Origin of the sequence: Pseudomonas sp. ML2-2023-6, from assembly GCF_037055265.1 — a bacterium.
In the GTDB taxonomy this organism is placed as follows: domain Bacteria; phylum Pseudomonadota; class Gammaproteobacteria; order Pseudomonadales; family Pseudomonadaceae; genus Aquipseudomonas; species Aquipseudomonas kulmbachensis.
The window spans coordinates 1,381,407-1,408,058 of sequence record NZ_CP146347.1 but is presented as its reverse complement, the minus strand read 5'-3'; the positions used below and the strand labels follow the sequence as shown (position 1 = coordinate 1,408,058).

Genomic DNA, 26,652 nt, shown 5'->3' with positions numbered 1-26,652 from the left:
AGATTCCGAAGAAGTGAACCGAGTACCCTGTGGGAGCTGGCTTGCCTGCGATGCAAACGACGCGGTGCTTCTGTCAGACCGTGTCGATGCAATCGCGGGCAAGCCCGGCTCCCACAGGATTGGTGGTGTTCACTGAAGCAGGCGAGTATTACGCCGCCAGTGCCCAGTCTTGAACCAGCTCCTGCACACCTACCAGGCTGATATCAGCAGCCAGCGGTGCATCGGGGTGAGCCAGGCCGGCAGCCGCCAACTGGTCGAAGGTCGAATCGGTGCTCAGGCCGAAGCCGCTCAGCAGGTTGTTAAGCACACCTTCCAGACCCGACACGTCGCCTTTCATCAGGCCGTAGATCACGTCCTGAACAGCGTTGCCAGCACGGCCAGCATCGCTGGCGGCAGACAGGTCGAGGCCGTTGAAGCTGACGGTGTAGTCGTCCAGTGTAAAGTCGCTGCCCTTACCACCGCCAAGTACTTCACCCAACTGCACGTTATCCAGACTGCCCCACAGGAAGTGGTTCATGTTGTCGCCCGCAGACAGTTTCGGATTAAACACGTAGTTCAAACCATTATCCGTGTTGCTCTCAGCCACAAAGGCGTAGTTCGAACCATTGGCCCCCTGAGTTGCATACTGCTCGCCTGTCATTGCACGGCCGCCGGTGTTGAAACCACCGGTATTCGCGGTGCCATGATCAGCAGTGCGGAAACCGGTCGACCATTCGCTCAACACATCTTTAACCGAAATATCGCCGTACAGAGAATTATAAGTTACTGAGATAGTCATGTTTACTTTCTTCCATTGATAGATTTAGTGACAACCTGCACACGACTGCGTGCTTTTGCTCAATACGAGCAAAATCCGTTAACAACGAAAACTCGCTGTTGTTTAAAATTTGTATTCGAGCATCCCGCTTAAGGTGCGACCCCGAGCCAAACTCAAGTTATTGGCATCGCCCATGGCAACGAAATATGCCTCATCAGTGGCGTTCTCCAGCACTAATGTAAGGTTCACATCATTAGTGGGCCAATAACTTGCATACAGATCATACACACTGTATTTAGGCCAGGTAGCTTGTTCAATATCGTAGTAATTATGCGCATTCATATCGGCGCCGTTTCCGCGGCTATAGCGTAAACGAATACCCGTATCCAACCGTCGTTCCAGGAAACGCGCACCAACCGTTAAAGATCCCCGGTCTGCAGGCATATGCGCCGCGCTGCCCATGATGCCGCCGCATGCGACGTAGTTGTTCATTTCATTATTATCCAGATACTCACTCTCTCTCACCTTTCTAAAACCCATTGTCCCATCAGGTCTTACATAGCGCTCCAAATAATCTTTAAACCTCTTACCACTTTTTTTGGCGCCTCCAAGATAGTGATCATTTGCGCAAAAATCGTTAGTACCAATCATATGGGTGTAACTCAAGTTAGTATACACACGCCCCATATCATAGTTGAGCTGGTACTCAACCCCCCTGAAGCGTGTGTCATTCAAATTATTAACGTATGCCAGATCACCAAAATTATTTTGTGCTTCAGGAAGCGCGATACCGTACTGCATAAACGTGAAGTTTTTGATTCGGTTATCAAAGTAGGAGATCTTCATGCCCAGCCGATCATTGTTAAAAAACAACGATTCTTTAAATATATTAAAGCCCACTTCCCACTCTCTGGATTCCTCTGCCTTGAGGAAGGGGTTTGGGAACACCCGTTCAGGGGCATTGCCGCCATGGGGCCGCCCCGTCATCAATACTTCGGTCACCGCCGGTGGCCGCCAACCTTTGCCCCAACGTGCATACAACTGAAGCCAGTCAACGCCGGGTTTGATCGCAATACCGAACGTGGGTGAAAACTTGCCGCTTTCTTCATCCAGGTCATACGTATCTTCGACGCGCTTTGCAGGGTCCGAATTCACCACTGGCACACCATTCTCATAACGAATGATTTGTCTACGGAAGAGCGTCATGCCTGTCTTGCCTTCAAGACGATAACGGTCATACCGCAAGCCGCCATTAAGGGTCAGCCAGCCGTTGTAATCGTATTCCAGATTGCTGAACAGGCTGGCCATGGTACGTTTGCCAGAAGGGTCGGCCCCCTCAACATAAGGCTTGACCACTTCACTCAAGGCCGCAACTTTATTGCTCTTGGGCTTGAAGGTGTCCTGGTACATCTCCAGGCCATAATTCCAGGTCAACAAACCGTAGGCATCGAAGTTGAAGCGCGAGGTGTTCTCGCCTTGAATGCCCCAGGTATCCGTGCGGAAAAAATCTTTGTAAGGATCGTAGTTATTCCGTACTTCGCTCGTTAGATGCCCAGCATTGGAACGCACCAGTTCCGTACTGACGAAATACACTTTGCTCTTGAAGTCGATCAGTTCGCTGTCCGGGTTGTAGCTGTAATCGAGCCCATAGTTGGCGGTGCCAAGGTTATTTTTACTGTGCCGTCTGTACTCATAGTCCGTCTCGTTGTTGATCGCGTAAGTCCATGAGTCGTTGCTGTCGCTGTCGGTGTTCAGGTAGTTCAGTTGCACACGCTGATCATTGGGCAAGTTGAGGCCGAACTTGACCATCTGCGAGCGCGTCACACTGCCCGCATCACCCACCTCATTGTTCAGCCAGTTGTTCCAGGCTTCGCGGCGGGTTTGTTTGACGCGGATCTCATCCCCAAGGTTGTCGGCGTTTTGCCGACCGCTGCGGTAGTTGCCGAAATGTCGTTCGCTGTACGCAAACAAGGCATCGCCAATCTCATTACCGAAGGCGAACACCCCGCCACCGTTGAAGTATGTGCCGTTACCCAGTTCACCGATGCCAGTGCCGGCGCGGACACGCCCGCCGAACTCTTTGCCATCCTTCAAAAACTCACTGGCTTCAAGGGTTTTAAAAGTGGCAATACCACCCAGCACTGCCGCGCCGCCCATACCGGATTGGGTGCCTTTATCGATTTCGATGCTCGAGATCATTTCCGGATCGATCAGCATCACACCGTTGCGATGCTGGTGACCATTGACGTTGAAGTTCTGGCGCATGCCGTCAACGTTCATGTTGACCCGACCATAGTCCTGAAGGCCGCGGATGTTGACGGACAAGCCGGGGTCACGCTGGTCTACTGCCGTGTAAACGCCTGGGGTTTCTTCCAGCATGTCGGCTGTGTGACGAGGGGCGCGCTTGTTGATTTGCTCGCGGGTGATAACGGACACCGCTTCGGGGGTCTGGTACACCCAATCCCCACTGTTGCCTTCGCTGGCAGTCACGGAGGTAGTGCCCAGCGCCAGCGCGCCTGCGTGTTCTCCGCTGACGCGGGTCAGGGTGACCTGGCGTTCGCCGGTGAAGCGGTATTCCACCGGGTTGTTGCCCAGCAAGCGGGCCAGGCCTTCCTGGACGCCGAAGTCTCCGTTCAGTGCCTGTGCCTGCAGGCCGCGTAGCACCTGGCTGTCGAACAGCACTTGCAGGCCTGCCTGTTCGGCGAAGATCAGTACCGCCTTGTCCAGCGGCTGCGCCGCAATATGGAAGGCGATAAATTCCTGTTGCACCGCACTGCTGGCTTTTGGCGCAGCATGCACCGGCGTTTGCGCCGCCAACACGGCAACAATCCCGACATGAACAGCAAAGGCTAACCGACTTGCGGACCGCACCCCTTTGCGCTGACTACCGATCATTTTTATTATCCCCAGGTTGCACGAGCTGCTTTGCGAATGAATCTCAATAGCAAGACGTGTTACCGGGAGAAAGTCAGTAAAGGTTTTTGCGATTAGTTTTCAAAAAGTATTTATTCAATACGAAAGGAGGCCCCATCTTACGTTTGTAGCCGCTGCCGCAAGCTGCGATAAGGGCCAAAACAGCAGGGCCGCTGCGCAGCCATCGCAGCCTTCGGCAGCGGCTACAGGGTCAGCGCAAAGTCAGTAAATCAGGCTGACGCCCGCCAGTTCGACGCGTTTTACGTGCAGCTCCTGGGTCAGGGTTTGCAGTGCGCTGTCGAGCATCTCCAGGCGGAATACGCCGCTGACCTGTCGACTGGCCAAGGCCCGGTTGGCCAATACGATCTGGCCGGGACGATAGCGGTTGAGCTGCTCAATCACCTGCGCCAACGGCTGGCGGTCAAAGATCAGCACGCCGCGGCGCCAGCTCGTCGCCGCGCTCAGGTCAAATCCAGGCAGTTTCTGTACTCCACCTTTTGCGCTGTAGCGGGCGCTTTGGCCTTCTTCCAGGATTTGCTGCGCCGAGCCTTGCGCCGGCTGGCTTTGCAGGCTGACCGCAACGCTATGCTGCAATACACCGACCCAGGCCTGGTCTCGGTCTTCCCGGCCCACCACGAATTGAGTGCCCAGTGCCTTGGTCCGTCCACCCGCGCTTTGCACCACAAATGGCCGGGTTTCGGCGTCATCCATCGGGGCTACATCAAACACCGCTGAACCCGCCAACAGGCTGATCCGCCGTTCGTTGCTGTCGTAGTCGATACTGATTGCACTGGCCGCGTCCAGTTCTACCGAACTGCCATCATCCAGCTGAACCGTGCGAAGTTCTCCTGCGCCAGTGCGGTAGTCGGCCTGCATCTGTAACAGCGCCGTCGGGCCACTGACCCAGCCCACGGCCAGCACCAGCGACAGTACCGCCGCACGCCCGACCCAACGCAGTGGGCGCCGACGGCGAGTCATCGGCACTGTCCCAGCCTCTGCCATGCGCTGGCGGTGGGGGGTGGGCCTGCTCTCCAGCGCCAGTTCCCCCAGTGCCGCCCATGTCTGTTCGGCAAAGCGCAGCGCAGGCGCATGGCGCTCGTCGGCAGCCAGCCACTGCTCCAGTTGCGCTTGCGCCTCTTCACTCAATGCACCCGCGTGCAGACGCACCGCCCACTCGGCGGCCGCTTCAGTAATCATCTGCTGTTGGGGGCCTTGGCTATTCACGTGTGAATCTCTATTTCTCGTTATATATAAGCAGTGACGTCTTGTTGGCTGAAACTCAGTAAGCCATTCATCGACAAATGTGGAGGTTATTTCTCAGGCTCTTGTAGGCGCTGCATGACGTAGGCCAAAGCTTTCGACAGATGTTTTTGCACTGAACTGTCGGAAATTTCTAGGTGACGCGCGACTTGAGCATGGGTCATGCCCTCGATGCGGTTGAGGCGGAAGATTTCCTGGGTGCGTTCCGGCAATTCGGACAATGCCTGTTTTAGCGCCATGCGCTGTTGTTCTGCCATTGCCTGGGCCTCCAGGCCTGCCATTTCGTCTTCGATTTCGGCCAGCGCTTCGTGGGTTACCGTGTCGGTCTTGCGCCGGGTTTCCTGGCGAATGTGATCGACCAGCAAGTTGCCAGCAATGCGATAGAGATAACCGGGGGAGTTGTCGATTCGCTCCTTGCGCCCACGCTCTGCCATGCGCAGAAAACTTTCCTGCACCAGATCCGCTGCCAGTTGAGGGTCCCGTACCTTGCGCGCCAGATACCCACGCAGGGTACTGGCATGCTTGAGGAACAAGCCTTTGAGGTCCATATCCGACAAACCGACTCCCTGAGCATGAAGGAAAGGGGTCGCTATCTTACTTTTTGTCGAGAATGATTTTCAATTGATATTAATTCCCAAGGCATAACCTTAGGATCAAGCCTGCAGATAACGCAGTACTGAGTCGCAAATCATCTCACGTTGGCGCTGCTTGATTTGCGCATCAGACAAGTCGATCTGGAAAATCTCGCCGAGCGTGTACCGATTCGACACGCGATAAAAACAGAACGAACTGACGAGCAAGTGAACATCCAGCGGGTTCAGCCCAACACGGAATACCTTCTGTTCAACGCCACGCTGCAGGATGCTTTCAAGCGCCTGCACAATGGTGTCGTTCATGTCCTTGATCCCTTCCGAGCGCTTGATGTATTCACCTTTGTGGATATTTTCGATGCTGACGATGCGCACAAAATCCGCGTTCATATCGTGGTGATCGAAGGTGAACTCCACCAGCCGCCGAATCGCTTCTACCGGTTCAAGCTGATCCAGATTCAAGCGACCTTCGATGCTGCGAATTTCACCGTACAGTTTCTCCAGCACCTCGACGTAGAGCTGTTCCTTACTGGTGAAGTAGTAATAAATCATGCGCTTTGAGGTCTTGGTACGCTCTGCAATAGCGTCCACGCGCGCACCCGCCAGGCCTTGTTCGACAAACTCGACGATTGCTTCTTGCAGGATGTTTTCGCGCGTCTTCTCAGGGTTGTTCTTACGGCTTTTACGCGGTTCGACTACCGGTGCCGTGGCGCCGGTGTCGACTTCTTGGGTCTTGGTCATAAAGGCTCACGGCCATCTTGGGATGGCCGCGATTATGGGCCGCCCTGCTCTGTGAAGGAAGCCGCCTTACAGCTTTGCCTGACGTGCCGCGCCGCTGCGTGACTTGGCCATCGCAGCCAGACGCACCGCAACGTTCGCCGCGCCATACCCGGCATAGCCATTTTTGCGTTGCAAAAGCTCGAAGAAAAAACGCCCTTCAAACGGCTCGGTGTACACATGGAACAGCTCGCCGCCCTGTGCATCACGGTCATACAACACGTTGAAATAGGCGAGCTTGCTCAAGAACTCGTCATCGAAATCAAAACGCGCCGCCAGGTCGTCGTAGTAGTTGAGCGGAATATCCAGCAGCGGTACACCGGCTGCTTTGGCGCGACTGACCTCGGCGAACAGGTCGTCACATTCAAAGGCGATGTGATGCACTCCGGAGCCGCGATAACTCGACAAGGCATGTGAGATGGCGGTGTTTCTGTTCTCGGAAATATTCAGCGGCAAACGAATCGAACTGCAACGGCTACGCAGCGCTCGGCTTTTTACCAAGCCATAAGGATCTGGCAGGACTACTTCGTCATCGGCTTCAAAATCCAGCAGGCTTTTATAGAACAACACCCAGCTGTCGAGGCTATCGGCGGGCAATGCCATGGCCATATGGTCAATACGCTTGAGGCCACCCTGGGTTGAGGGAGTTGGCGCGATATTGAAGTCCGACTCGTACAGCGGCTTACCGGAGGCGTCCTTGTCCACCAGGTAAATCAAGCTGCCATCGGGGGCACGCACCGCCGCCAACTCCAGTTCATTGGGGCCGACCAGTCCGCGATAGGGCTGACCTTTGTAAGCCACCGCACGCGCCAGAGCGCTGGCGCTGTCCTGCACTCGAATGGCGGTGGCGCATAACGATGGGCCGTGGGCCTCAAAAAAGTTGTGCGCGAACGAGTACGGCTCAGCGTTAAGAATCAGGTTGATATCGCCCTGACGCAGCAAGCTCACATTCTTTGAGCGGTGTTGGCCCGCCTTGCTGAACCCCAGGCGCTCGAGCCAGTGAGTCAATTGCGCGCCCTGATTTTCATCCACGGCAAATTCGAGAAATTCAATGCCGTCGTACTGGCTCGCTGCAGGCGGCGCGAACAAGGGTTCCAGGGTCGCACCCGGTGCCGCTTGCTGCGCCAGACGCTCGCGGGTTTTCTCTTCGAGGTAGAGCAACGAGCGTAAACCGTCGGCAGCATTGGCCCGGGGCGGGGCTGCACGAAAACCGTCGTTGAAGATTTCCAGCGACAAGGGACCGGTGTAGCCACTTTGTATGATTGGAGCCAGAAAGCCCGGCAGATCAAACTCACCCTGACCGGGGAAACAGCGGAAATGACGACTCCATTCCAGCACATCCATCGCCAGAATCGGCGCGTCGGCCATCTGCACAAAGAAGATCTTGTCGCCTGGGATTTGCGCAATCGCACTCGGATCGCCCTTGAGCGACAAGGTATGGAAGCTGTCGAGCAATACGCCAAGATTTGGATGGTCGATCTCACGCACCAGATCCCAGACCTGTTGCCAGGTATTGACGTGGCGGCCCCAGGCCAGCGCTTCGTAACCTATGCGCAGGTCCCGGGCCCCTGCACGTTCGGCGAGCAGGCTCAGGTCATCGAGCAAAATCTGCCGATCCCCCACCGAGTCCGCTGCAGCGTTACTGCAGACCAACACCAGATCGGTGCCAAGCTCTTGCATCAAGTCAAACTTGCGTTCGGCGCGGTCCAGGTTGCGAGCAAGACGTTCGCGGCGGCAGCCTTCAAAATCACGGAACGGTTGAAACAGGCTAATAGCCAGCCCCAGATCGGCACACATCTGGCGCACTTCACGCGGGCTGCCGTCGTAATACAGCAGGTCGTTTTCAAAAATCTCGACCCCGTCAAAACCTGCCGCGGCAATGGCGTCCAGCTTTTCTGGCAAGGTGCCGCTCAAGGAAACAGTGGCGATCGAACGCTTCATTAATAACTCCCAGGATTGGCGCAGCCTGCAGGCAACGGCATTTCTTAATGGTTTGATTATTAAGGGCGCCCTATTATTGAGCAACCAATCTGTACCAACTGGTTAGTTTTGCGTGCGATTATCGAACATTATGGCCTATCTTGAATTGACGATTTTTCGTCCACTCGCCACCATCAAGTCCGAACTACTTGCGTCAAAAGCTGAGCAACACCACATAACAATTCCAAGAAACGGGTAAACAACCATGGTCCCCTCTCCGACTGCACGCACTACCTCTGCCCACGCTTCAAGCGCAGGGATCGGCGACAAGATCCGCGGCACCCTGGCAATTGGCAAAACCCGTTGGGGCATGCTTGCATTGGTGTTTTTCGCCACCACGCTGAACTTTATCGACCGTGCCGCCCTGGGCGTCATGCAACCGATCCTGGCCAAAGAGATGAGCTGGACGGCGATGGACTACGCCAATATCAACTTCTGGTTTCAGGTGGGCTACGCCATTGGCTTCGTCCTGCAGGGACGTTTGATCGACCGAGTCGGGGTCAAGCGCGTGTTCTTCTGCGCCGTGTTGCTGTGGAGCCTGGCTACCGGTGCTCATGGCCTGGCTACTTCAGCGGCGGGCTTTATGATTTGCCGCTTTATCCTGGGCCTGACCGAAGCCGCCAACTACCCTGCCTGCGTGAAAACCACGCGCCTGTGGTTCCCGGCCAGCGAGCGGGCTGTGGCCAGCGGGATCTTCAACGCCGGGACCAACGTCGGCGCCATGTTCACCCCAATGCTGTTGCCACTGGTGTTACATGTGTGGGGCTGGCAAGCGGCCTTTTTGTGCATGGCGGCATTGGGCGGTATCTGGCTGATTTTCTGGGGCCTGAAGTACTACAACCCAGAAGAACATCCAACCGTTAGCCAGGCAGAACTGGACTACATCCAGCAAGAAAAAGAGCCTGAGCAAACCACCGTTTCTTTCGGCACCATCCTCAAGATGCGTGGCACATGGGCCTTCGCCCTGTCCTACGCCATGACAGCTCCGGTGTTCTGGTTCTACCTGTACTGGTTGCCTCCGTTCCTCAACCAGCAATACAACCTGGGCATCAGCGTTACCCAGATGGGCATCCCGCTGATCATCATCTACATCACTGCGGATTTCGGCAGCGTCGGCGGTGGAATTCTGTCTTCGGTACTGATCAAGCGCGGTATGGCGGCGGTCAAGGCACGGCTGGTATCGATGCTGTTGTGCGCAATCAGCATCATCGGCGTGGTGATGGCTGCAGGCTCCAGCGACCTGTGGGTCGCGGTGGGCGCAATCGCTCTGGCACTGGGTGCGCACCAGGCCTGGACTGCCAACGTGTGGAGCATGGTGATGGACTACACACCCAAGCACATGATGGGCACCGTGTTCGGCTTTGGCGGCATGTGCGCCGCTATCGGCGGGATGTTTATGACTCAGTTCGTGGGCTATGTACTGACCGTCACGAACAATAATTACACCTTGTTGTTCACTATGATTCCAGCGATGTACTTCATTGCGTTAGTGTGGATGTACTTCATGGCACCGCGCAAAATCCCACAGGTTTGACGCATAGACACAACGAGGTCATCGATGACATTGCCCACGCCCCTTTCGGGGGTGAACCATCCTTTGAAGGGCATCTTGCTGATAGTGACAGCCACTGCGCTGTTCTCCAGTCACGATGCGCTGTCCAAGTACCTCAGTGGTTTTTACCCGGTAGTGATGGTGGTGTGGGCACGTTATCTGGTGCACACCGTGTTGATGGCGGGGATCTTTCTGCCGCAGTCAGGGTTGCGGGTACTGCGCAGCAAACGGCCTTTGCTTCAGGTGTTGCGGGCCATTTGCCTGTTGGGTTCAGGCCTGTTTTTCACCTATGGCTTGCTGTTCATCCCACTGGCTGAAAATACGGCGGTCAACTTTCTGGCACCGCTACTGGTAGCGGCTTTGTCAGGGCCCTTACTGGGCGAGACGGTTACACGTGGGCAGTGGCTGGCCGTGGTATGCGGATTTATCGGGGTGGTGATCATCATTCACCCCGGGGGCGAGTTGTTTACCCCGGCGGTGTTATTGCCGATGGCCGCAGCGCTCTGCTTTAGCTGTTATCAGATCCTCACGCGCAAACTCAGCGCATATGACAGCCCCACCACCAGTAACTTCTTTGCCGGGCTGTTCAATGTGCTGGTGATGAGTGCGCTGGTGCCGTTTTTCTGGCAAACCCCGACCCTGGCCCACGGCCTGCAAATGCTGGCGCTGGGCTCCCTGGGCATGACTGCTCACTTGCTGTTGACCCAGTCGTTTCGCGTGGCGGCACCGGCATTGCTGGCGCCATTCAGCTATTGCCAGATCGTGTTTTCCGGGGTTTTGGGCTGGTTACTTTTCGACCACACGCCTGACCTGGCCAGCCGGGTCGGTATTGCGATTATCTGCGTCAGCGGGTTGGCGGCGGCGTGGCAGCAAAGGCGCGGCCGCGCTTGAGTTTCGTAGCAGCTGCAGAGGAACGAAGGCTGCGTTCCTCGGCAGCTGCTACAGGTGTTGTGGTGTATTAAAAGTCGAAAAACACCGTCTCCCCTTCGCCCTGAATACGGATATCAAACCGATAGGCCGTTTTGCCATTCACTTCACAGCGATGAGCGATCAAGGTTTCGCGGCGTTGTGGCTGCTCGATCAGATTGAGCACCGGGCACTTGGCATTCGCCTCCGACTCGTCGCTGAAATAGAGGCGCGTCTGCAGGTGAATGTTGATGCCACGGGCAAACAGCGACACGTTGATATGCGGCGCCATCGGCACACCGCTCGCATTGTTCACCACACCAGGCTTGATGGTGTTGAGCGTCCACTCACCTGCATCGAAGGTGGTCGCCGTACGGCCAAAGCTGTTGAAGGCTTTTTCCGAATCAAAGTCTTCGTCATAAACCCCTTCATGGTTGGCTTGCCACAGCTCCAGAAAAGAGTCGCGCACCAGGTGGCCATTACCGTCATAGACGTTGCCAAACAGCACGATGTGCTCGCCCGCAGCGTCCGGCTTGGCCATCTCGCTCCAGATTTCTTCAGGGCGCGACGGGTTGCCGGCCGCAGCCAGCGCCAGGCCGATATGTACATAGGGGCCAGCAGTTTGCGATGGGGTTTCCGGTAGCAATTGGATAGGCATGACGGGGCTCCTCAGCAGTTTTCGAAGTGAGTCTGGCGCTGACCGCGCAGCACGATGTCAAAGCGATACGCCAGGCAATCCATCGGATTGGCCGCGCCCATGTCCAGCCGAGCAATCAGGCTTTGCACTGCCTCGGGGTTGGTAATCGATTTGACGATCGGGCACATCGGGATCATCGGGTCGCCTTCGAAGTACAACTGGGTAATCAGCCGCGTGGCTATCGAGGGGCCACTGATGGAGACGTGAATATGCGCCGGGCGCCAGTCGTTTGGCCCGTTACGCCACGGATAAGGCCCCGGTTTGACGGTGCGGAAGCTGTAATACCCTTCACTGTTGGTCAAGGTGCGGCCTACGCCACCAAAGTTGGGATCCAGCGGTGCCAGGTAACGGTCGTTCTTATGGCGATAACGACCGCCAGCGTTGGCTTGCCAAACTTCAACCAGGGTGTGAGGAATCGGTTTGCCGTACTGATCGCACACGCGACCCGCGAGGATGATCCGCTCGCCAATAGGCAAACCGCCATTGTTGAAATTGAGCAGCAGGTCGTTGTCGAACTTGCCAAATTTCAGATGGGAAAAATCAGGGCCGCTGGTTTCGCTAACCGACTGCGGGATGCTCACCAGCGCCTGGCGCGGGGAACGGGCAATCGAGGTTTTGTAGTCGGGCGTCAGGGCTTTGGGGTGCCAGTTGCGATCACGGATGATAAAACGCCGGCTGTCTGCATCAGACATGTCGATCTCCTGTTGTTTTTATAAAGGCTAGAAGCCAGTTTCAAACAACAGACGCCCAAGGACTACTGAAAAGGTCAGCCCCATACATAACCATATGGTTATGGATAAATCCCTTCCCCATAGGCCCGGCCCAATTCACGCAAAACCTCGACACAGCCCTGCGCCGCCACCGACATCGGTACGTGGGCGTTGCTGCAAATACCGATCGAGCCGCCCGGCTCGCGCTGGCCCAGGTCGATTTCCTGCAGCTCGCCACTGGCCAGGTCGAGACGTACGGCATCCAGAGGCGCGATCCAGACCGCATCGTTGCGCAGCACGTAGCGCCGACTGAGGGTAATCGACAGAGTTTCCAGCCGTTGCCGGGACTGGCTGATGCCGCACTGCACAAACAGGCTGTCGGCAAAGGCACGAATAGTGGTGTTGGCCAGCGGCAATACCAGTGGGTAGTTTTCGAGCAAACTGCGGTCAAGCGGGCCTTGTGTCAGGGGATGACCTGCACGCGCCACCAGGGTCATGGATTCGCTGTAAAGATGTTCAAAATTCATGCCCTGAATTTCCGGGCTGTCGGTCATGCGCCCCACCACAAGGTCAACATCACCTACACGCAATTGCGATAACAGATACGCACTCGGTCCAGTTACAACACTCACCACCAGCGACGAATGCCGGGCATGCAGACGCTGCACCAGTTCGGGTATCAGCAGGCTCTCCACCGTCGACAACACCCCCAGACGCACCGTACCTCCTACATATTCACCGCCACGCAAGGCATTGACCCCTTCGCGCAACGCCTGCACCGAAGGCGTCGCATAACGCAGAAACGCCACCCCGGCCTCGGTCAGAGTGACGCCGCTTTTACTGCGCACAAACAGGCTGACCGTCAGCAGTTCCTCAAGCTCCTTGAGGGTTTTTGACATGGCCGGCTGGCTCACCGCCAACACATCCGCCGCCCGCGCCAGACTGCCCTGGCGCGCCATCTCCAGAAAGCACACGAGGTGGCGGTACTTGATGCGGGTATCAATGTTCACAGGGCTTACAACTCCGGAGCGGGGATCAGGTGGGGTCACGTGTCATCTACAGGGACGTTTTGCAGATAAAACTCATGCAGCTTGGCTTGCAGAATCTTCTTGTCCGGCAGCCTGGTTTGATATTCGGCGATCAAAGCGGGCGACAGCGAGCGGTTCAGCGCGTATTCAACCACTTCATCTTCCTTGCTGGCGCACAGTAATACTCCGATTGCCGGATTTTCGTGAGCTTTGCGGTGGTGGCGGTCGAGCGCTTCGAGGTAGAAGTTGAGCTTGCCCAAGTGTTCAGGTTCGAAGCGTCCTACCTTTAATTCAATCGCGACCAGACAATTCAAGCCACGATGGAACAGAAGCAGGTCCACTGCAAAATCCCTGGTTCCTACCTGTAATGGATACTCTGAGCCCACAAAGCAAAAATCATGGCCCAACTCAGTCAGAAACTCCTTTAAACGCCCCAGCAAACCTCGATGTAACCCCGACTCGTTGTGCCCGCTGGGTAGCTGAAGAAACTCAACAAAATAAGCGTCTTTGAATACATCCGTTACACCTGCAACACGTTCCTGTAATGCAGGGGAAAGCTTGGCTGGGCGAATCACCATTCGCTCAAACAACGCGCTCCCCAACTGACGATCCAGTTCACGACTCGACCATTTTTGGACAACGGCGCTGCGCATATAAAATTCGCGCTCCTGAGCGGATTTACACTGACTCAGGAGCATCAGATGGTGAGTCCAGGGCAATTGTGTCAGCAGTGCTGACACTAAGTTTTCATCCTCTCTATATGCCTCATAAAATTGACGCATGCGGAACAGGTTGCGACGGGTAAACCCTCGAAGCCCAGGCTGGGTAGCCGCGATGTGAACTGCCAACTGCTCGACTACAGAGTCCCCCCACTCAGCTCGTTCCAGCTTTTGACTGATAAAAGCACCCACCTGCCAGTACAAACCGATTAGCTGCGTATTCACGGCAACAACGGCATTTTGTTGGGCATTTTTGATTAGTTTCACTACATGGGTGAAACCAATGGTCGAAGTCTGATGTGGCGTATTTAAAAAGTGGGAGCTCACTGAAACCTCGGGAATGCAGGACGAATAGAGCAACACACCCTACGACCCACTCCCACCCTCGTCAGTCAGCCCTTACCCACAAAAGGCCGATACACTCTGTAGCCTTCACCTGCAAACCCATCAACCCAAATGCCATACTCCTTCGCCAATTAACAAGCGTCTGACAGCCGGGCTGGCATTGTCCCAACTCAGCTACAACACTTGAATACACGATTTATCAGAGGACGACCCCCATGCTTTGGAAAAAAGGCCGACGTAGCGACAACGTTGAAGACGTACGCGATCAAGGCACCGGGGGCGGCGGGATGCGGATCGGCGGCGGTAAAGGCTTGAGCCTAGTGGCTGTGGTGGTGATTGTGGGTATCGGTCTGTTAACCGGACAGGACCCAATGCAGATTCTCGGGCAGTTAAGCGGCCAGCTTACCGAGCAATCTTCGCCCCAGGTTACCCAGCAAGCCGGGCATGCACCTCCCGCTAATGATCAACAAGCTGATTTTGTGCGGGCGATTCTGGGCGATACCGAAGACACCTGGCGGCAAATTTTTCAGCAAGCTGGTCGCACTTATAAAGACCCGACCCTGGTGCTGTTTCGCGGCCAAGTGAACTCGGCCTGCGGCTTTGCTTCGGCCGCAACCGGGCCGTTTTACTGCCCGGCCGATCAGAAGGTCTATCTGGATATGAGTTTCTTCCAGGAGATGACCCAGCGCTTCAAGGCCGGAGGCGATTTCGCCCAAGCCTATGTGATCGCGCATGAAGTGGGCCATCACGTGCAGACCCTGCTGGGTGTCTCGTCAAAAATGCAAATGGCCCGCCAACAAGGTCAGCGCATGGAGGGGGCCGGGGGCTTGCTGGTGCGCCAGGAACTACAAGCCGACTGCCTGGCAGGTGTGTGGGCCAACCATGCGCAAAAACGCCTGAACTGGCTGGAACCCGGGGATATCGATGAGGCCTTGAATGCCGCCAATGCCATTGGCGATGATCGTTTGCAGCAACAAAGCCAAGGCCGCGTGGTGCCCGACTCCTTTACCCACGGCACTTCGGCGCAACGGGTGAAGTGGTTCAAGACCGGTTTTGCACAAGGCAATATCAATCAGTGCGATACCTTCTCGGCAGCGGAGCTTTAGATGCTAGTGCGCTCAATCGCGCCAATAATAGGCCTGTTGCTGGCCTTCTCGATGGCTCAGGCGGCCGAGCACGGGGTTAAAGAACTGAGCCCCGAGCGTCTGAATATTGGCCCCGGCGAGTTGAGCGTGGGGCTGAGCCAGGACTGGAAACGGCCACTGCCACAGGTGCAGCGCGCATTGATTGTGATTCATGGGCGCCTGCGCAATGCCCAGACCTATTTACGCAGCGCCGAACAGGCTGCGACGCAAGCCGGGCAGTTATCCACAACCCTGATCATTGCACCGCAATTTCTCAATCAGCGTGATCGCACTCGCCATGCCCTGCCCGACGCGGTCTTGCGCTGGCATGCCAATGACTGGATGGCCGGTGCCCCCGCGCTGAGCCCGGCGCCGCTCAGTTCTTACGCGGCGCTGGATCAGATCCTTGAGCGCCTCAATGACCGCAAACGCTTCCCGGCCTTGCGTGAGGTAGTGATTGCCGGACACTCAGGGGGCGCGCAAGTGGTGCAGCGTTATGCCCTGACGACACAAGCCGACAAGGCTTTGCAGACAGACGGGATCAAGGTGCGCTATGTAATTGCCAACCCTTCGTCATATGCGTACTTCAATGCGCAGCGGCCGATTCCGACCTTTGATTCGGCGAACTGCCCGGGCTTCAATACCTGGAAATACGGGCTTAAGGATCTGCCCGCCTACGCCATGGGGCAAAAAAAACGACAGCTGGAGCAGGCCTATGTTGAACGCGACATTACCTATTTATTAGGTGCCAAGGACACTGACCCCAACCACCCGGCACTGGATAAAAGCTGCGAAGCCGAAGCCCAGGGCGCCTTCAGGCTGGAGCGCGCAAAGAACTACTTTGAGTATTTGCGCCAGCAGCATCCGCAGGGGCTGAATCAGCGGCTGATCGAAGTGCCTGGTGTTGGGCACAACGGCGACCAAATGTTCACCTCGCCAGAGGGGCAGAAGGCGTTGTTTGGCGGGTAAATACACCCTGTGTAGCAGCTGCCGAAGGAACGAGGCTGCGTTCGATTGCGAAGCGATCGTAAAATCTGAGTGCACGTTTTAACTGACGTACCGCGCTGCCTGGATTTACGACGGCTGCGCCACCGAACGCAGCCTCGCTCCTACGGAAGCTGCAGGTGTTAAGTCAGGTAAGTAACTGGCGCAGCTCGAAACAGTCCTTGGCATGCCAGTCGGTCAGTTCCGGCCACGGGTTTTCAGGCACATTGACCAATATGGTTTTGCTGCCTGCAGCGCGGCCACAGGCCAGGTCAAAGTGATAATCCCCCACCATCACCATCTTCGCCGGGGCCACATCCCACGCCCGCGCCAACTGAAGAAGGCCATCCGGGTCTGGCTTGTGTACGGCGTTGTCGCGACCCAGTACATCCTGGGGCGCGAAGCACTGGTCCAGGCCGATGGCCTTGAGCGTGATATGCGCCAATTCCTGAGCATTACGGGTCAGGATGCCGAGGCGACATCCCTGAGCGGCCAAGTCGCGCACCAGTTCGACCGCACCCGGAGCAGCTGTTGAAGCCAGCGCCAGCTCGCGCTCGTGCTCCAGCAGCCAGGCGTGCTTGGCTGCCGCGACTTGCGCGGGCAAGCCGTTGAGGTGAGTCAGGATATCTTCATCGGCAGGGATCTCCAGCTCACGACGAATCGCGGCAAAGTCATGCACGGCAATAGTCAGGGTGCCGTCCATGTCGAAAACCCAGTGTTTTACGTCCTTGAGTGTCATGCCCAGTCCTTGCGGTGGCGGATCAAACCTTCCTGTGTGACCGAGGCTACCAATTGGCCAGCGCGGTTGTACACGCTGCCACGGGAGAACCCGCGCGAGTTGCCCGCCCACGGGCTGTCCATTGCATAGAGCAGCCAGTCATCGGCACGCAGATCGGCGTGAAACCACAACGCATGATCGAGGCTGGCAACCTGCATATCCTTTTGCCACACGCCTTTGCCGTGGGGCAGCAACGAGGTAGTCAGCAAGCCAAAGTCCGATGCGTAGGCCAGCAGGTATTTATGCAGGGCGGGCGAATCAGGCAGTGTGCCGTCAGCACGAAACCACACGTACTTGATCGGGTCGCTAACCTGGGGGTTGAAGGGGTCTTCACCCACCACCGGACGAAACTCGATGGGCTTGGCGCACAGCAGCTTTTCACGCATCGACTCAGGAATCAGGTGCGCGCGCTGACGAATCATGTCGAGTTCCGACGGCAGATTCTCCGGTCCGACTACATCGGGCATCGGGATCTGATGCTCAAAACCGCTCTCGTCGTACTGAAACGAAGCGCTGCTGGTAAAAATCGGCTGACCCTTCTGGATCGCAGTCACCCGGCGTGTGCTGAAACTGCCGCCATCGCGCACCCGGTCAACCTGGTACACCACAGGCAGGCTCGCATCGCCGGGGCGTAAAAAATAGCCATGCATCGAGTGCACATGGCGGGCGTCTTCAACCGTCTGGCTCATGGCCGACAGCGATTGACCGAGCACCTGACCGCCGAACAACTGGCGAAAGCCCAAGTCCTGACTGCTGCCGCGAAAGAGGTTCTCTTCGATCGGTTCCAGGGTCAGCAAATTGACCAGATCATCCAACACTTGGCTCATTCAGATTCTCCTCACACAGAGCATTACCCTCGTAATCTTCGTTACGCAGGTCAAAAATTCCGGCTTTCGCCGCGTTACTGCACCCGCTTAGCCGTGCAGGGTTTCCAACCACTGTGCCCGCGTAATGCGGTACAGCACATGGGGCCTTAGCGGGTCGCTTTCAGGCAACCGAGGGTGTTCAAAGCCACCGTGCGGATCGTGTTGCATACCAATGGCCTGCATGACTTTTTGCGATGGCAAGTTCACCTGGCTGGTAAACGACACCACCTGATCCAGCGCCAATCGATCAAAGGCACAACGCAATGCCGCCCAGGCCGCCTCACTGGCGTAGCCCAAACCCCAGTGTTCGGGTGCCAGCCGCCAGCCTATTTCAACGGCCGGAGTAAAGGGCGCCTCAAACGAGACATTCATTAGCCCGGTGAAACCGATAAAAGCGCCCGTATCCTTACGCTCTAGTGCCCATAGACCGTAGCCGTACTCGGCAAAGTGACCGCGAATCCTGCCAATCAGCGCCGCACTTTCGAGGCGACTCAACGGGGCCGGAAAATAACGCATCACCTGAGGATCGGCACACATCGCAGCGAACTCGTACAAGTCTGTGTCACGCCAGGGGCGTAAGTGCAAACGGGCACTTTCGAGTTCTTTGATCTGCTCCATCGACTCTCTCCGATTTGTTACCGGGCTTTACCGAGCAGTGTACAGCGCTGTTAATATCCAGCGCTCGTTACGACGCGAAATTCCCTATGCCTGTGCCGCTGATTTACCACGATGACTACAGCCCGCAGTTCCCAGCAGATCATCGTTTTCCGATGGACAAATTCCGCCTGCTCCGCGATCACTTGGTCGAGTCCGGACTGACCCGCGATGCAGACCTGCTGCGCCCGGAACTTTGCCCTGTGGATATCCTTGCGCTGGCCCATGACCGCACCTATATCGAGCGCTACATGGCGGGCGAACTGGCCCGCGAAGATCAGCGCCGCCTGGGCCTGCCCTGGAGCGAAGCGCTGGCGCAACGCACCATTCGTGCGGTGGGCGGCTCATTACTGGCCGCCGAACAAGCGCTGGAGCACGGGCTGGCCTGTCACCTGGCGGGGGGCACCCATCACGCGCATTACGATCACCCGGCAGGCTTTTGCATCTTCAATGATCTGGCGATTATCAGCCGTTACATGCTGGAAAGCGGTCGGGTGAACCGGGTACTGATTTTTGACTGCGATGTGCATCAGGGCGACGGGACTGCACGAATTCTTGAACATACGCCGGACGCCATTACCGTTTCCCTGCACTGTGAAAAGAACTTTCCGGCACGCAAAGCGCAAAGTGACTGGGATATCGGCCTGCCTATGGGTATGGGCGATGCCGAATACCTGCAAGTGGTCGATGAGGCACTCAATTACCTGTTGCCGCTGTATCAACCGGATCTGGTGCTCTACGACGCCGGAGTCGATGTGCATAAAGATGATGCCTTGGGCTATTTGAAGCTCACCGACGAAGGCATTGGCGCCCGTGACGAGAGCGTGATGCGCCACTGCCTGGGCCGCGATATTCCGGTGGTCGGGGTGATTGGCGGCGGTTACAGCAAAGACCGCAAGGCACTGGCACGCCGCCACGGGATTTTGCACCACAGTGCGCAAAAGGTCTGGTTGTCATTGGGTTGTCACTAAGCTGTGATTTTTTACCCACAATGCCTGTGGAACTGCCTGTGGATAACCTGAGTGAAAGCACCTGCAGGCCACGGTGAGTAAGGCCTGCAGATAGCTGTATGTTTTTCGTACAGTTATTGCACTCCTCGTAGCAGCTGCCAAGGAACGAAGGCTGCGTTCGAGCGCGAAGCGGTCGTAATACCTGAACCCGCGGTGTATCTGACACTGCGCGTCCACTGACTTTACGACGGCTTCGCCGCCGAACGCAGCCTTCGTCCCTCGACAGCTGCTACAGGGGATCTGCTCCGCGCAGTCAGGTAGAATGCGCAGCTTATTTCGCCGATTTGCAGCCCTGTCATGACTGATCCCACCCCTCACCACTCCCATCACGTCGCTATTATCGGCGGTGGCCCAGCCGGTTTGATGGCCGCCGAAGTGTTGAGCCAGGCAGGCGTGCGGGTTGATCTGTACGACGGTATGCCGTCGGTGGGCCGCAAGTTTTTGCTGGCCGGGGTCGGCGGCATGAATATCACCCACTCCGAAGCCTACCCGACCTTCCTGTCACGCTATGCCGAGCGCGCACCCCAGATCGCCCCATTGCTGCGGGCCTTCGATGCCGATGCCTTGTGCCAGTGGATCCATGACCTGGGCATCGAAACTTTTGTCGGCAGTTCCGGCCGGGTGTTCCCCACCGATATGAAAGCCGCGCCGTTATTGCGCGCCTGGCTCAAGCGTCTGCGCGAAGCCGGGGTATTTATCCACACCCGTCATCGCTGGCAGGGCTGGCAAGCCGATGGCCAGTTGCGTATCGACAGTCCTGAAGGCGAAGTACAGCTCAAGCCTGATGCGGTGTTATTGGCGTTGGGCGGCGGCAGTTGGGCGCGACTGGGGTCGGATGGCGCATGGATGCCGTTGCTGGCCGAGCGCGGCGTCGAGCTCGCGCCGTTGCAGCCGAGTAATTGCGGGTTTGATGTGGCCAGCTGGAGTGAGGTACTGCGCAGCAAGTTCGCCGGTGCGCCGCTAAAGAACATCGCCATTGCCCTGGAGCACAGCCCCCCTCGCTTGGGCGAGTGTGTGATTACCGCCAGCGGCATTGAAGGCAGTTTGATTTACGCCTGGTCGGCACCGATTCGTGAAGCGATCAATCAACAGGGCGAAGCGACCATCCTGATCGACCTGTTGCCGGGCAAGCCTGTGGATAAAGTCCAGGCAGCACTGGCCAAGCCTCGCGGCTCGCGCTCGATGAGCAAACATCTGCACAGCCAGTTGGGCCTCGATGGCGTAAAAGCAGCGTTGTTGCGCGAGTTAGCACCCGCCGAATCCTTCAACGACCCGGCGCAACTGGCCAAGGCCATCAAGGCGCTGCCCCTGAAACTGATCAAGGCGCGCCCATTGGACGAAGCGATCAGCAGCGCCGGCGGTGTGCGGTTTGAGGCTGTGGATGAAAACCTGATGCTCAAGGCAGTGCCCGGCGTGTTCTGCGCAGGCGAGATGCTTGATTGGGAAGCCCCCACCGGCGGCTACTTGCTCACAGGCTGTTTTGCCAGTGGCCGTGCTGCCGGGTTGGGGGTTTTGAGCTGGCTTAAAGCGCAACACTAATCCTGGTCAGGGCCCCTGTGGGAGCGAGCCTGCTCGCGAAGGCTGTTCGCGAGCAGGCTCGCTCCCACAGTTGAAGTTTCCCCAGGGTCGGCGTCGACCTTACGGCTTGCGCTTGCGCGGGCCGGTGTTGAACACAGGGACTTTACGCACAGGCTTGACCGACGGTTCTGCCGGGGTTGCTTCGCCGCTGTCTACCCACTTGCCCAAGTTGCGCTTGCCGCCACCACCCGAGGTTTTCGGTTTTTTCGGCTTCTTCGGTTTTTTGATCACTTGACCGCTGGCATCCGTGTCGGGCACGCGGTGCTCCGGCTCGAAATCTTGCTCTTGGTGACGAGTCAAAGTCTGACGGGTCAGCATCTCGATTGCCGACAGCATGTTCACTTCGTCAGCACAGACCAGCGAAATGGCTTCGCCCTTCTGACCGGCGCGACCCGTACGGCCGATGCGGTGAATGTAGTCTTCGGCCACGATTGGCAGGTCGAAATTGACCACCAGCGGCAGGTCTTCGATATCCAGACCACGTGCTGCAACGTCGGTTGCTACCAGGATCTGCACTTCACTGGCCTTGAAACGATCCAGCGCCCGTTGGCGCGTGGCTTGCGGCTTGTCGCCGTGGATACCGTCAGCGTTGATCCCCAGACCTTGCAACTTGCCCACCAATTCGTCCACGCCGTTGCGGGTTTTGGCAAACACCAGCACTTGCTTCCAGTGCTGGGTGCGCAGCAGGTGCAAAAACAGCTCTGCCTTGCGCTTTTTGTCGACCGGGATCACCCACTGCTTGACGCTGCTGGCGGCCACGTTGCGCGGGCTGACTTCGATGCTCAGCGGGTTGTCGAGCATCTGCTCGGCCAACAGGCGAATCGCGTCAGAAAAGGTCGCCGAGAACAGCAGGGTCTGACGCTTTTTCGGCAAAGCACGGTAGATATCGCGTAGCTCTTCGGAGAAACCGAGGTCGAGCATGCGATCCGCTTCGTCGAGGATCAGGGTTTGCAGCTGGTTGAACTTGATCGCTTTCTGACGATACAGATCGAGCAGACGCCCAGGCGTTGCGACCAGAACATCAACACCTTTGCGCATTTTCATCATTTGCGGGTTGATGCTGACGCCGCCGTACACCGCATAGGTGCTCAACGGCAGGTGTTCGGCATACTGGCGGATGCTCTCGTGAACCTGTTCGGCCAGCTCGCGGGTGGGCACCAGTACCAGTGCACGCACCGAGTTGCTGGCGACTTTCGGGCCTTCCATGGTCAGCGACTGCAACAATGGCAGGGCGAAACCGGCGGTTTTGCCGGTGCCGGTCTGAGCTGCGGCCATCAGATCGCGACCAGCCAGTACGGCGGGGATCGCTTGGGCCTGAACCGGGGTTGGGGTCTTGTAGCCGAGCGTCTCAAGGGCGCGCAGCAAGGGTTCGATCAGGCCAAGGGTGGCGAATGTCATGGGGATACCGTCGAAAAAGGTCAGCGCATGGGTGCATAAGTTGCAATGGCGCGCAGTTTACCCTAATTCACGCGGGTTTCTGCTTGCGCCACTGCGGCAAACCGATCAACACCACGGCGCTGATAATGACCGCCATCGCCAGGCACTCTTCAAAACCGATGCTCTCACCCGCGAAGGCGATCCCCAGCATCACGGCCACGGCCGGGTTGACGTAGGCGTAACTGGTGGCGGCTGCCGGGCGCACGTTTTTCAGCAGGTACATATAGGCGCTGAAGGCGATGATCGAGCCGAAGAACACCAGGTACAGCAACGCGCCCCAGCCTGCGGCAGTGGGCATTTCGGTCATGCGCTCGCCACTGAGCAGGCTGGCCGCCAGCAGCATGGCGCCTGCGGCAAGCATTTCGGCAGCACTGGCCATTGCCCCAACGGGCAGTGGCAAATGGCGGCTCCACACCGAGCCAAAAGCCCAGGCGGCGGCAGCAAAAATAACCATCGCCGCGCCCATCGGGCTGGCTTGCAAGTTAGAGCCCAGGTTGAGCATGCCGATACCGACCAGCCCGAGGGCAATCCCGGCCCATTCCAGACGGGTGTTGCGTGCGCCCCAGAAGTAGCCGAACAGCAAAGTAAACAACGGCACAGTAGCCACGGCCAGCGCGGCGACGCCGGAGGCCACACCCGAGTGTTCGGCCAGTGTCACACCACCATTGCCGCAGGCCAGCAACAGAAAACCGATCATGGCCGCCGAACGCCACTGCACGGCAGTGGGTGCAGGCGCACCACGCCAGCGCATAAAGCCGTACATCAAACTGCCCGCAATCAAAAATCGCACCCCGGCCATCATCAATGGCGGCCAGGATTCAATGCCAATACGAATGGCCAGATAGGTCGAGCCCCAAATCACGTACAAGGCAAAGAAAGCACCGATCAGTTGTAGCGGAAAACGACGTGCGGCAGGCATGAAGGCAGCTCAAGGGCAGAGGCAGGGGACTGGGGAGTCTAGACAAGAGATGGAGAAATAATAAGTAACAAAACGCACCAAAAGTGACCGTACACTTTAATCGGAACCAGAAACACGGACTAGCATTGCTGCCGGGTACGAGATTTTGGTAGCAACTGCCGAAGGAACGAGGCTGCGTCCGAGTGCGAAGCGCTCGTAAACCCGTAACTCCGGGTTTGTCTGACACACGGATGAGCCTGATTTTACGACGGCTTCGCCGCCGGACGCAGCCTCGGTCCTCCACAGCGGCGACACGAGGCACGTCGCCCAAAGTTCGGGGGTTAAAACCCGCGATAACGCTTCAGATGCTCGTTGATCTTCGCCGCAGGGACTTTTTGCAGGCCGCACAGCAGGTCGTGATTGAGTTCTTTCAAGCCGTGCTTCTGGCGCAGTTGCTGGGCCAGGTGTGCAGTCAGATTGGCCGCCATTTCAGCATCGGCCATGGCCCGGTGAGCCTGGCCGGTGTGGGGCAAATCGGCAAAGGTGGTCAGGGTGCCGAGCTTATGATTCGGCGCCGCAGGCATCAGGCGGCGCGCCAGCAACAAGGAGCAGGCGAAGTTCTGCAAACGGGTGCGCTTGATGCGGCCCATTTCGAAATCCCAGAATTTTTGGTCAAAGGCCGCGTTGTGGGCCAGCAGTGGTGTGATGCCAACGAACTCGTTGACTTCGTTCATCACCTGCTCGGCCGACGGCGCGGTGCGCAGCATGGCGTTGCTGATACCGGTCAACTGTTCAATAAACCCCGGCACGCGCACGCCTGCGTTCATCAGGCTTTGGTAACGCTCGACAATGCGCCCACGCTCAAGAATCACCACGGCAATTTCGGTGGCCCGGCAACTGCTGCTCGGGGAGATACCGGTGGTTTCAAAGTCAATTACCGCAATGCGTTCCAAACCTGGTCAATCCTGTAAAAAATGAGAGTTACTTAAGCAGCAGACTGCCTTCAATCGGCACGTAACGGCTGGCAGCACGAATCAATGAGTTGGCAGTCAGGCCAGGCACGCCATAGGCAACGGTTTCAACCCCGTGCTTGCTGGCAATGCGTTCGAGCAGAAGGTCGAAATCGCCATCACCCGAGGCCAGCACCACCTCGTCCACGTTGGCGGCAACGTCCATTATGTCGATGGTGATACCTACGTCCCAGTCGCCCTTGGCCGAGCCGTCGCTGCGCTGGATGTAGGGTTTGAGTTTTACGATAAAACCGAGGTTGCGCAGGATCTGCTGAAACTGCTGCTGCTTGCTGTCACCCCGATCAATCGCATAGGCGTAGGCCTCGACGATTTCACCGCGTTTGCTGATATCAGCCCACAAGGCGGCGTAATTGAAATGGCAGCCATAGGCCTGGCGAACCGTGTAGTAGAGGTTCTGCACATCCGCGAAGACAGCGATTTTTTTCACCGGCAAACCTCAAGGCACCCATGCAAGCGGGCACGCGACTTAAAAACAAGACCGCAGTATGCCAGCCTGTCGAGTGTTTGCGCGGATAAACCGCCCGGCGTGCAGTCACATGCCGGGGGCTAAGATCAAACGTAGGAGTCGTCGTCAGAAAACAAGTCGTCGTCATCCAGACCTACGTCCTCGATACCAGAGCCGCTATTGGCAAACTGCTGATTGCCGCTGCCCCAGCCACTGTCGCTGGCGGACGTCGGTTGTTCGATGATTTCTTCGATAACTTGCGGTTGCTGATGGTGACTGAACAGGCTGCTGATGCCCTCCGCCAGCATCACCCCTCCCGCCACGCCCGCAGCCGTTTTGAGGGCGCCACCAAGAAAGCCGCTACCTGACGCCGCAGGCGCAGGGGCCGGTTGAGGGGCCGCTGCAGGCGCTGCCGCCGGGCCGTCACGCCAACCGCCAGTGCTCGACGGGGCACTGGGCGCAGCAGCAGGGGCACGATCACCACCACCGAAAAGTCCGGACAAAAAGCTGCCGCCCGATGGCGCGGGTGCCGGCGTTGCCTTTGCCTGAGCCAGTTCCGCCTGCAGTTGCCTGTTCTGTTGGTCGAGCTGCTTGAGTGCTGCTTCTTGCACCAGAATTGCCTGAGTCATGTAGTACGTCGCCGCTGGCTGACGCGCCAGATGTTCATTGATACGCGCCTGGGCCTGGGCATCTCGCGGGGCAGAGCCTGCCTCAGCTTGCTGCAACCGTGAAAACAACCCGTCAATAAGGGTTTGCTCTTCGCTGTTCATGACAACCTCGTTCGATTGCAGAAAAAACCTGCCCCATGCATTACGCAGAAGCTCAATAAAAGTTATGGGGGGGATGACAGGAAGTTTCAACGGTATTGGGTCTTCATTAACTTTTGTTCATCTTGGCGTTTCATCGGTTAAAGTGGCGCACCGCTTTTGACTGCCGACAACTGCCAATGAACCCGCTGACTGTTATTCGTGACTCCCTGTATTTCTTCCAGCGCAATCTGAGCCAGATCGTGATGCTGTGCTTGCCGCTGGTCATCCTCGAGGCCGTGCTGCAGCACATTGTTGATAACGCAGTGGGCCCTGATGCGTCGCCCGGTTATGGTCTGATTGTCGGGTTGCTGCTGTACCCGCTGTACACCAGCGCCCTGATCCTGTTTCTCGATGCCCGCAGCCGGGGCGAAAGCCCGCGCAACCGCGACCTGCTGGCACTGGCCATCAATCTGTGGCCCAAATTTGCTCTGCTCTCGGCAATCAGCACGCTGCTGATCGTGCTTGGGTTGTCGATGTTTTTTATTCCCGGCATTTTCCTGACTGTCGTACTGGCCTTTTCCGAGTACCGACTGGTGCTACGTGGCGATGCACCACTAGCCGCCATGAAGTCGAGCTTCAACCTGTCCCGTGGCCATTTCTGGCGGATTTTTGTTTGCATACTGGCTGTATTGGGGCCGCTGATGCTGCTCAAGGAGTTCAGTTACTCGCTGTTCTCAAAAGATGACAACACGCTGCTTTCGTTGGTACTCGACAGTGCCAACAGCTTTTTGCAGTTGTTTGTCTCTGTGGTCCTATTTCGTTTGTTCATGTTGATAAGCGACGCGTCTGACAAATAAAAAGAAC

25 protein-coding genes are annotated in these 26,652 nt (G+C 57.2%); 7 read left to right on the top strand and 18 right to left on the bottom strand.

Annotated features, from left to right (window positions below):
- Positions 1–148 precede the first annotated feature (148 nt).
- The 6 genes from V6L79_RS06505 to quiC form a co-directional block, all read right to left on the bottom strand.
- Entirely contained in the window at positions 149–778 is a 630-nt protein-coding gene (locus V6L79_RS06505) for a heme acquisition protein HasA (protein WP_338579961.1), read from the bottom strand.
- A gap of 102 nt (positions 779–880) precedes the next feature.
- Positions 881–3,652 (bottom strand): TonB-dependent hemoglobin/transferrin/lactoferrin family receptor, encoded by a 2,772-nt coding sequence (locus tag V6L79_RS06500; protein WP_321835795.1) that lies wholly within the window; start codon positions 3,650–3,652, stop codon positions 881–883.
- 240 nt (positions 3,653–3,892) lie between these two features.
- Complete coding sequence (locus tag V6L79_RS06495; RefSeq protein ID WP_261740869.1) at positions 3,893–4,894, bottom strand: FecR family protein; 1,002 nt, start codon at positions 4,892–4,894, stop codon at positions 3,893–3,895.
- 86 nt (positions 4,895–4,980) lie between these two features.
- Entirely contained in the window at positions 4,981–5,487 is a 507-nt protein-coding gene (locus V6L79_RS06490) for an RNA polymerase sigma factor (protein ID WP_261740868.1), read from the bottom strand.
- Between the two features lie 96 nt (positions 5,488–5,583).
- Positions 5,584–6,261, bottom strand: a complete 678-nt coding sequence (locus V6L79_RS06485) for a TetR/AcrR family transcriptional regulator (protein ID WP_261740867.1) — start codon at positions 6,259–6,261, stop codon at positions 5,584–5,586.
- Between the two features lie 66 nt (positions 6,262–6,327).
- On the bottom strand, positions 6,328–8,238 hold the full coding sequence (gene quiC, locus V6L79_RS06480) for a 3-dehydroshikimate dehydratase QuiC (RefSeq protein ID WP_261740866.1): 1,911 nt from the start codon (positions 8,236–8,238) through the stop codon (positions 6,328–6,330).
- 244 nt (positions 8,239–8,482) lie between these two features.
- Here quiC and V6L79_RS06475 point away from each other — a divergent pair, with 244 nt between their 5' ends.
- Together V6L79_RS06475 and V6L79_RS06470 are read left to right on the top strand one after the other, a co-directional pair.
- The gene (locus V6L79_RS06475; RefSeq protein WP_261740865.1) at positions 8,483–9,811 is read left to right on the top strand and encodes an MFS transporter; all 1,329 of its coding nucleotides are present in this window, start codon (positions 8,483–8,485) and stop codon (positions 9,809–9,811) included.
- 24 nt (positions 9,812–9,835) lie between these two features.
- Positions 9,836–10,720: a DMT family transporter gene (locus V6L79_RS06470; protein ID WP_261740864.1), complete on the top strand. Its 885-nt coding sequence runs from the start codon at positions 9,836–9,838 to the stop codon at positions 10,718–10,720.
- A 67-nt stretch (positions 10,721–10,787) separates the two neighbouring features.
- Here the strand turns inward: V6L79_RS06470 and pcaG are convergent, their stop codons facing one another.
- From pcaG to V6L79_RS06450, 4 genes are all read right to left on the bottom strand, one after another.
- The gene (gene pcaG, locus V6L79_RS06465) at positions 10,788–11,393 is read right to left on the bottom strand and encodes a protocatechuate 3,4-dioxygenase subunit alpha (RefSeq protein WP_338579960.1); all 606 of its coding nucleotides are present in this window, start codon (positions 11,391–11,393) and stop codon (positions 10,788–10,790) included.
- 11 nt (positions 11,394–11,404) lie between these two features.
- The gene (gene pcaH, locus V6L79_RS06460; protein ID WP_261740862.1) at positions 11,405–12,124 is read right to left on the bottom strand and encodes a protocatechuate 3,4-dioxygenase subunit beta; all 720 of its coding nucleotides are present in this window, start codon (positions 12,122–12,124) and stop codon (positions 11,405–11,407) included.
- Positions 12,125–12,222: 98 nt separating this feature from the next.
- Complete coding sequence (gene pcaQ, locus V6L79_RS06455; RefSeq protein WP_261740861.1) at positions 12,223–13,152, bottom strand: pca operon transcription factor PcaQ; 930 nt, start codon at positions 13,150–13,152, stop codon at positions 12,223–12,225.
- 35 nt (positions 13,153–13,187) lie between these two features.
- Complete coding sequence (locus V6L79_RS06450) at positions 13,188–14,174, bottom strand: YhcG family protein (RefSeq protein WP_405046641.1); 987 nt, start codon at positions 14,172–14,174, stop codon at positions 13,188–13,190.
- A gap of 275 nt (positions 14,175–14,449) precedes the next feature.
- On the opposite strand from V6L79_RS06450, the gene V6L79_RS06445 reads away from it, so the two are divergent.
- Both V6L79_RS06445 and V6L79_RS06440 read left to right on the top strand, forming a co-directional pair.
- Positions 14,450–15,340 (top strand): neutral zinc metallopeptidase, encoded by an 891-nt coding sequence (locus V6L79_RS06445; RefSeq protein WP_338579959.1) that lies wholly within the window; start codon positions 14,450–14,452, stop codon positions 15,338–15,340.
- Positions 15,341–16,327, top strand: coding sequence for an alpha/beta hydrolase (locus V6L79_RS06440; protein ID WP_261740858.1), 987 nt, complete (start codon positions 15,341–15,343; stop codon positions 16,325–16,327).
- A 163-nt stretch (positions 16,328–16,490) separates the two neighbouring features.
- On the opposite strand, the gene V6L79_RS06435 is transcribed toward V6L79_RS06440, so the two are convergent.
- From V6L79_RS06435 to V6L79_RS06425, 3 genes are all read right to left on the bottom strand, one after another.
- Positions 16,491–17,081 (bottom strand): HAD family hydrolase, encoded by a 591-nt coding sequence (locus tag V6L79_RS06435; protein WP_261740857.1) that lies wholly within the window; start codon positions 17,079–17,081, stop codon positions 16,491–16,493.
- Positions 17,078–17,947 carry an acyl-CoA thioesterase II gene (gene tesB, locus V6L79_RS06430; RefSeq protein ID WP_261740856.1) on the bottom strand — a complete coding sequence of 290 codons (870 nt, stop codon included), beginning with the start codon at positions 17,945–17,947 and terminating at the stop codon, positions 17,078–17,080. Before tesB ends, V6L79_RS06435 begins: the two co-directional genes overlap by 4 nt.
- Positions 17,948–18,034: 87 nt before the next feature.
- Positions 18,035–18,604 carry a GNAT family N-acetyltransferase gene (locus tag V6L79_RS06425; RefSeq protein ID WP_261740855.1) on the bottom strand — a complete coding sequence of 190 codons (570 nt, stop codon included), beginning with the start codon at positions 18,602–18,604 and terminating at the stop codon, positions 18,035–18,037.
- An 86-nt stretch (positions 18,605–18,690) separates the two neighbouring features.
- On the opposite strand from V6L79_RS06425, the gene V6L79_RS06420 reads away from it, so the two are divergent.
- Positions 18,691–19,611, top strand: coding sequence for a histone deacetylase (locus V6L79_RS06420; RefSeq protein ID WP_261740854.1), 921 nt, complete (start codon positions 18,691–18,693; stop codon positions 19,609–19,611).
- Between the two features lie 336 nt (positions 19,612–19,947).
- On the top strand, positions 19,948–21,189 hold the full coding sequence (locus tag V6L79_RS06415; protein ID WP_338579958.1) for a TIGR03862 family flavoprotein: 1,242 nt from the start codon (positions 19,948–19,950) through the stop codon (positions 21,187–21,189).
- 99 nt (positions 21,190–21,288) lie between these two features.
- Here the strand turns inward: V6L79_RS06415 and V6L79_RS06410 are convergent, their stop codons facing one another.
- The 5 genes from V6L79_RS06410 to V6L79_RS06390 form a co-directional block, all read right to left on the bottom strand.
- Complete coding sequence (locus tag V6L79_RS06410; protein ID WP_261740852.1) at positions 21,289–22,626, bottom strand: DEAD/DEAH box helicase; 1,338 nt, start codon at positions 22,624–22,626, stop codon at positions 21,289–21,291.
- Between the two features lie 67 nt (positions 22,627–22,693).
- Positions 22,694–23,584: a drug/metabolite exporter YedA gene (yedA, locus tag V6L79_RS06405; protein ID WP_261740851.1), complete on the bottom strand. Its 891-nt coding sequence runs from the start codon at positions 23,582–23,584 to the stop codon at positions 22,694–22,696.
- Positions 23,585–23,904: 320 nt separating this feature from the next.
- Positions 23,905–24,516: a PolC-type DNA polymerase III gene (locus tag V6L79_RS06400; RefSeq protein WP_261740850.1), complete on the bottom strand. Its 612-nt coding sequence runs from the start codon at positions 24,514–24,516 to the stop codon at positions 23,905–23,907.
- A 28-nt stretch (positions 24,517–24,544) separates the two neighbouring features.
- Complete coding sequence (locus V6L79_RS06395) at positions 24,545–25,021, bottom strand: NYN domain-containing protein (protein WP_261740849.1); 477 nt, start codon at positions 25,019–25,021, stop codon at positions 24,545–24,547.
- A gap of 125 nt (positions 25,022–25,146) precedes the next feature.
- A complete protein-coding gene (locus tag V6L79_RS06390) occupies positions 25,147–25,809 on the bottom strand; it encodes a DUF2076 domain-containing protein (RefSeq protein WP_338579957.1) in 663 nt (220 codons plus the stop codon).
- A 176-nt stretch (positions 25,810–25,985) separates the two neighbouring features.
- Here V6L79_RS06390 and V6L79_RS06385 point away from each other — a divergent pair, with 176 nt between their 5' ends.
- Positions 25,986–26,645: a YciC family protein gene (locus V6L79_RS06385; protein ID WP_261740847.1), complete on the top strand. Its 660-nt coding sequence runs from the start codon at positions 25,986–25,988 to the stop codon at positions 26,643–26,645.
- Positions 26,646–26,652 lie beyond the last annotated feature (7 nt).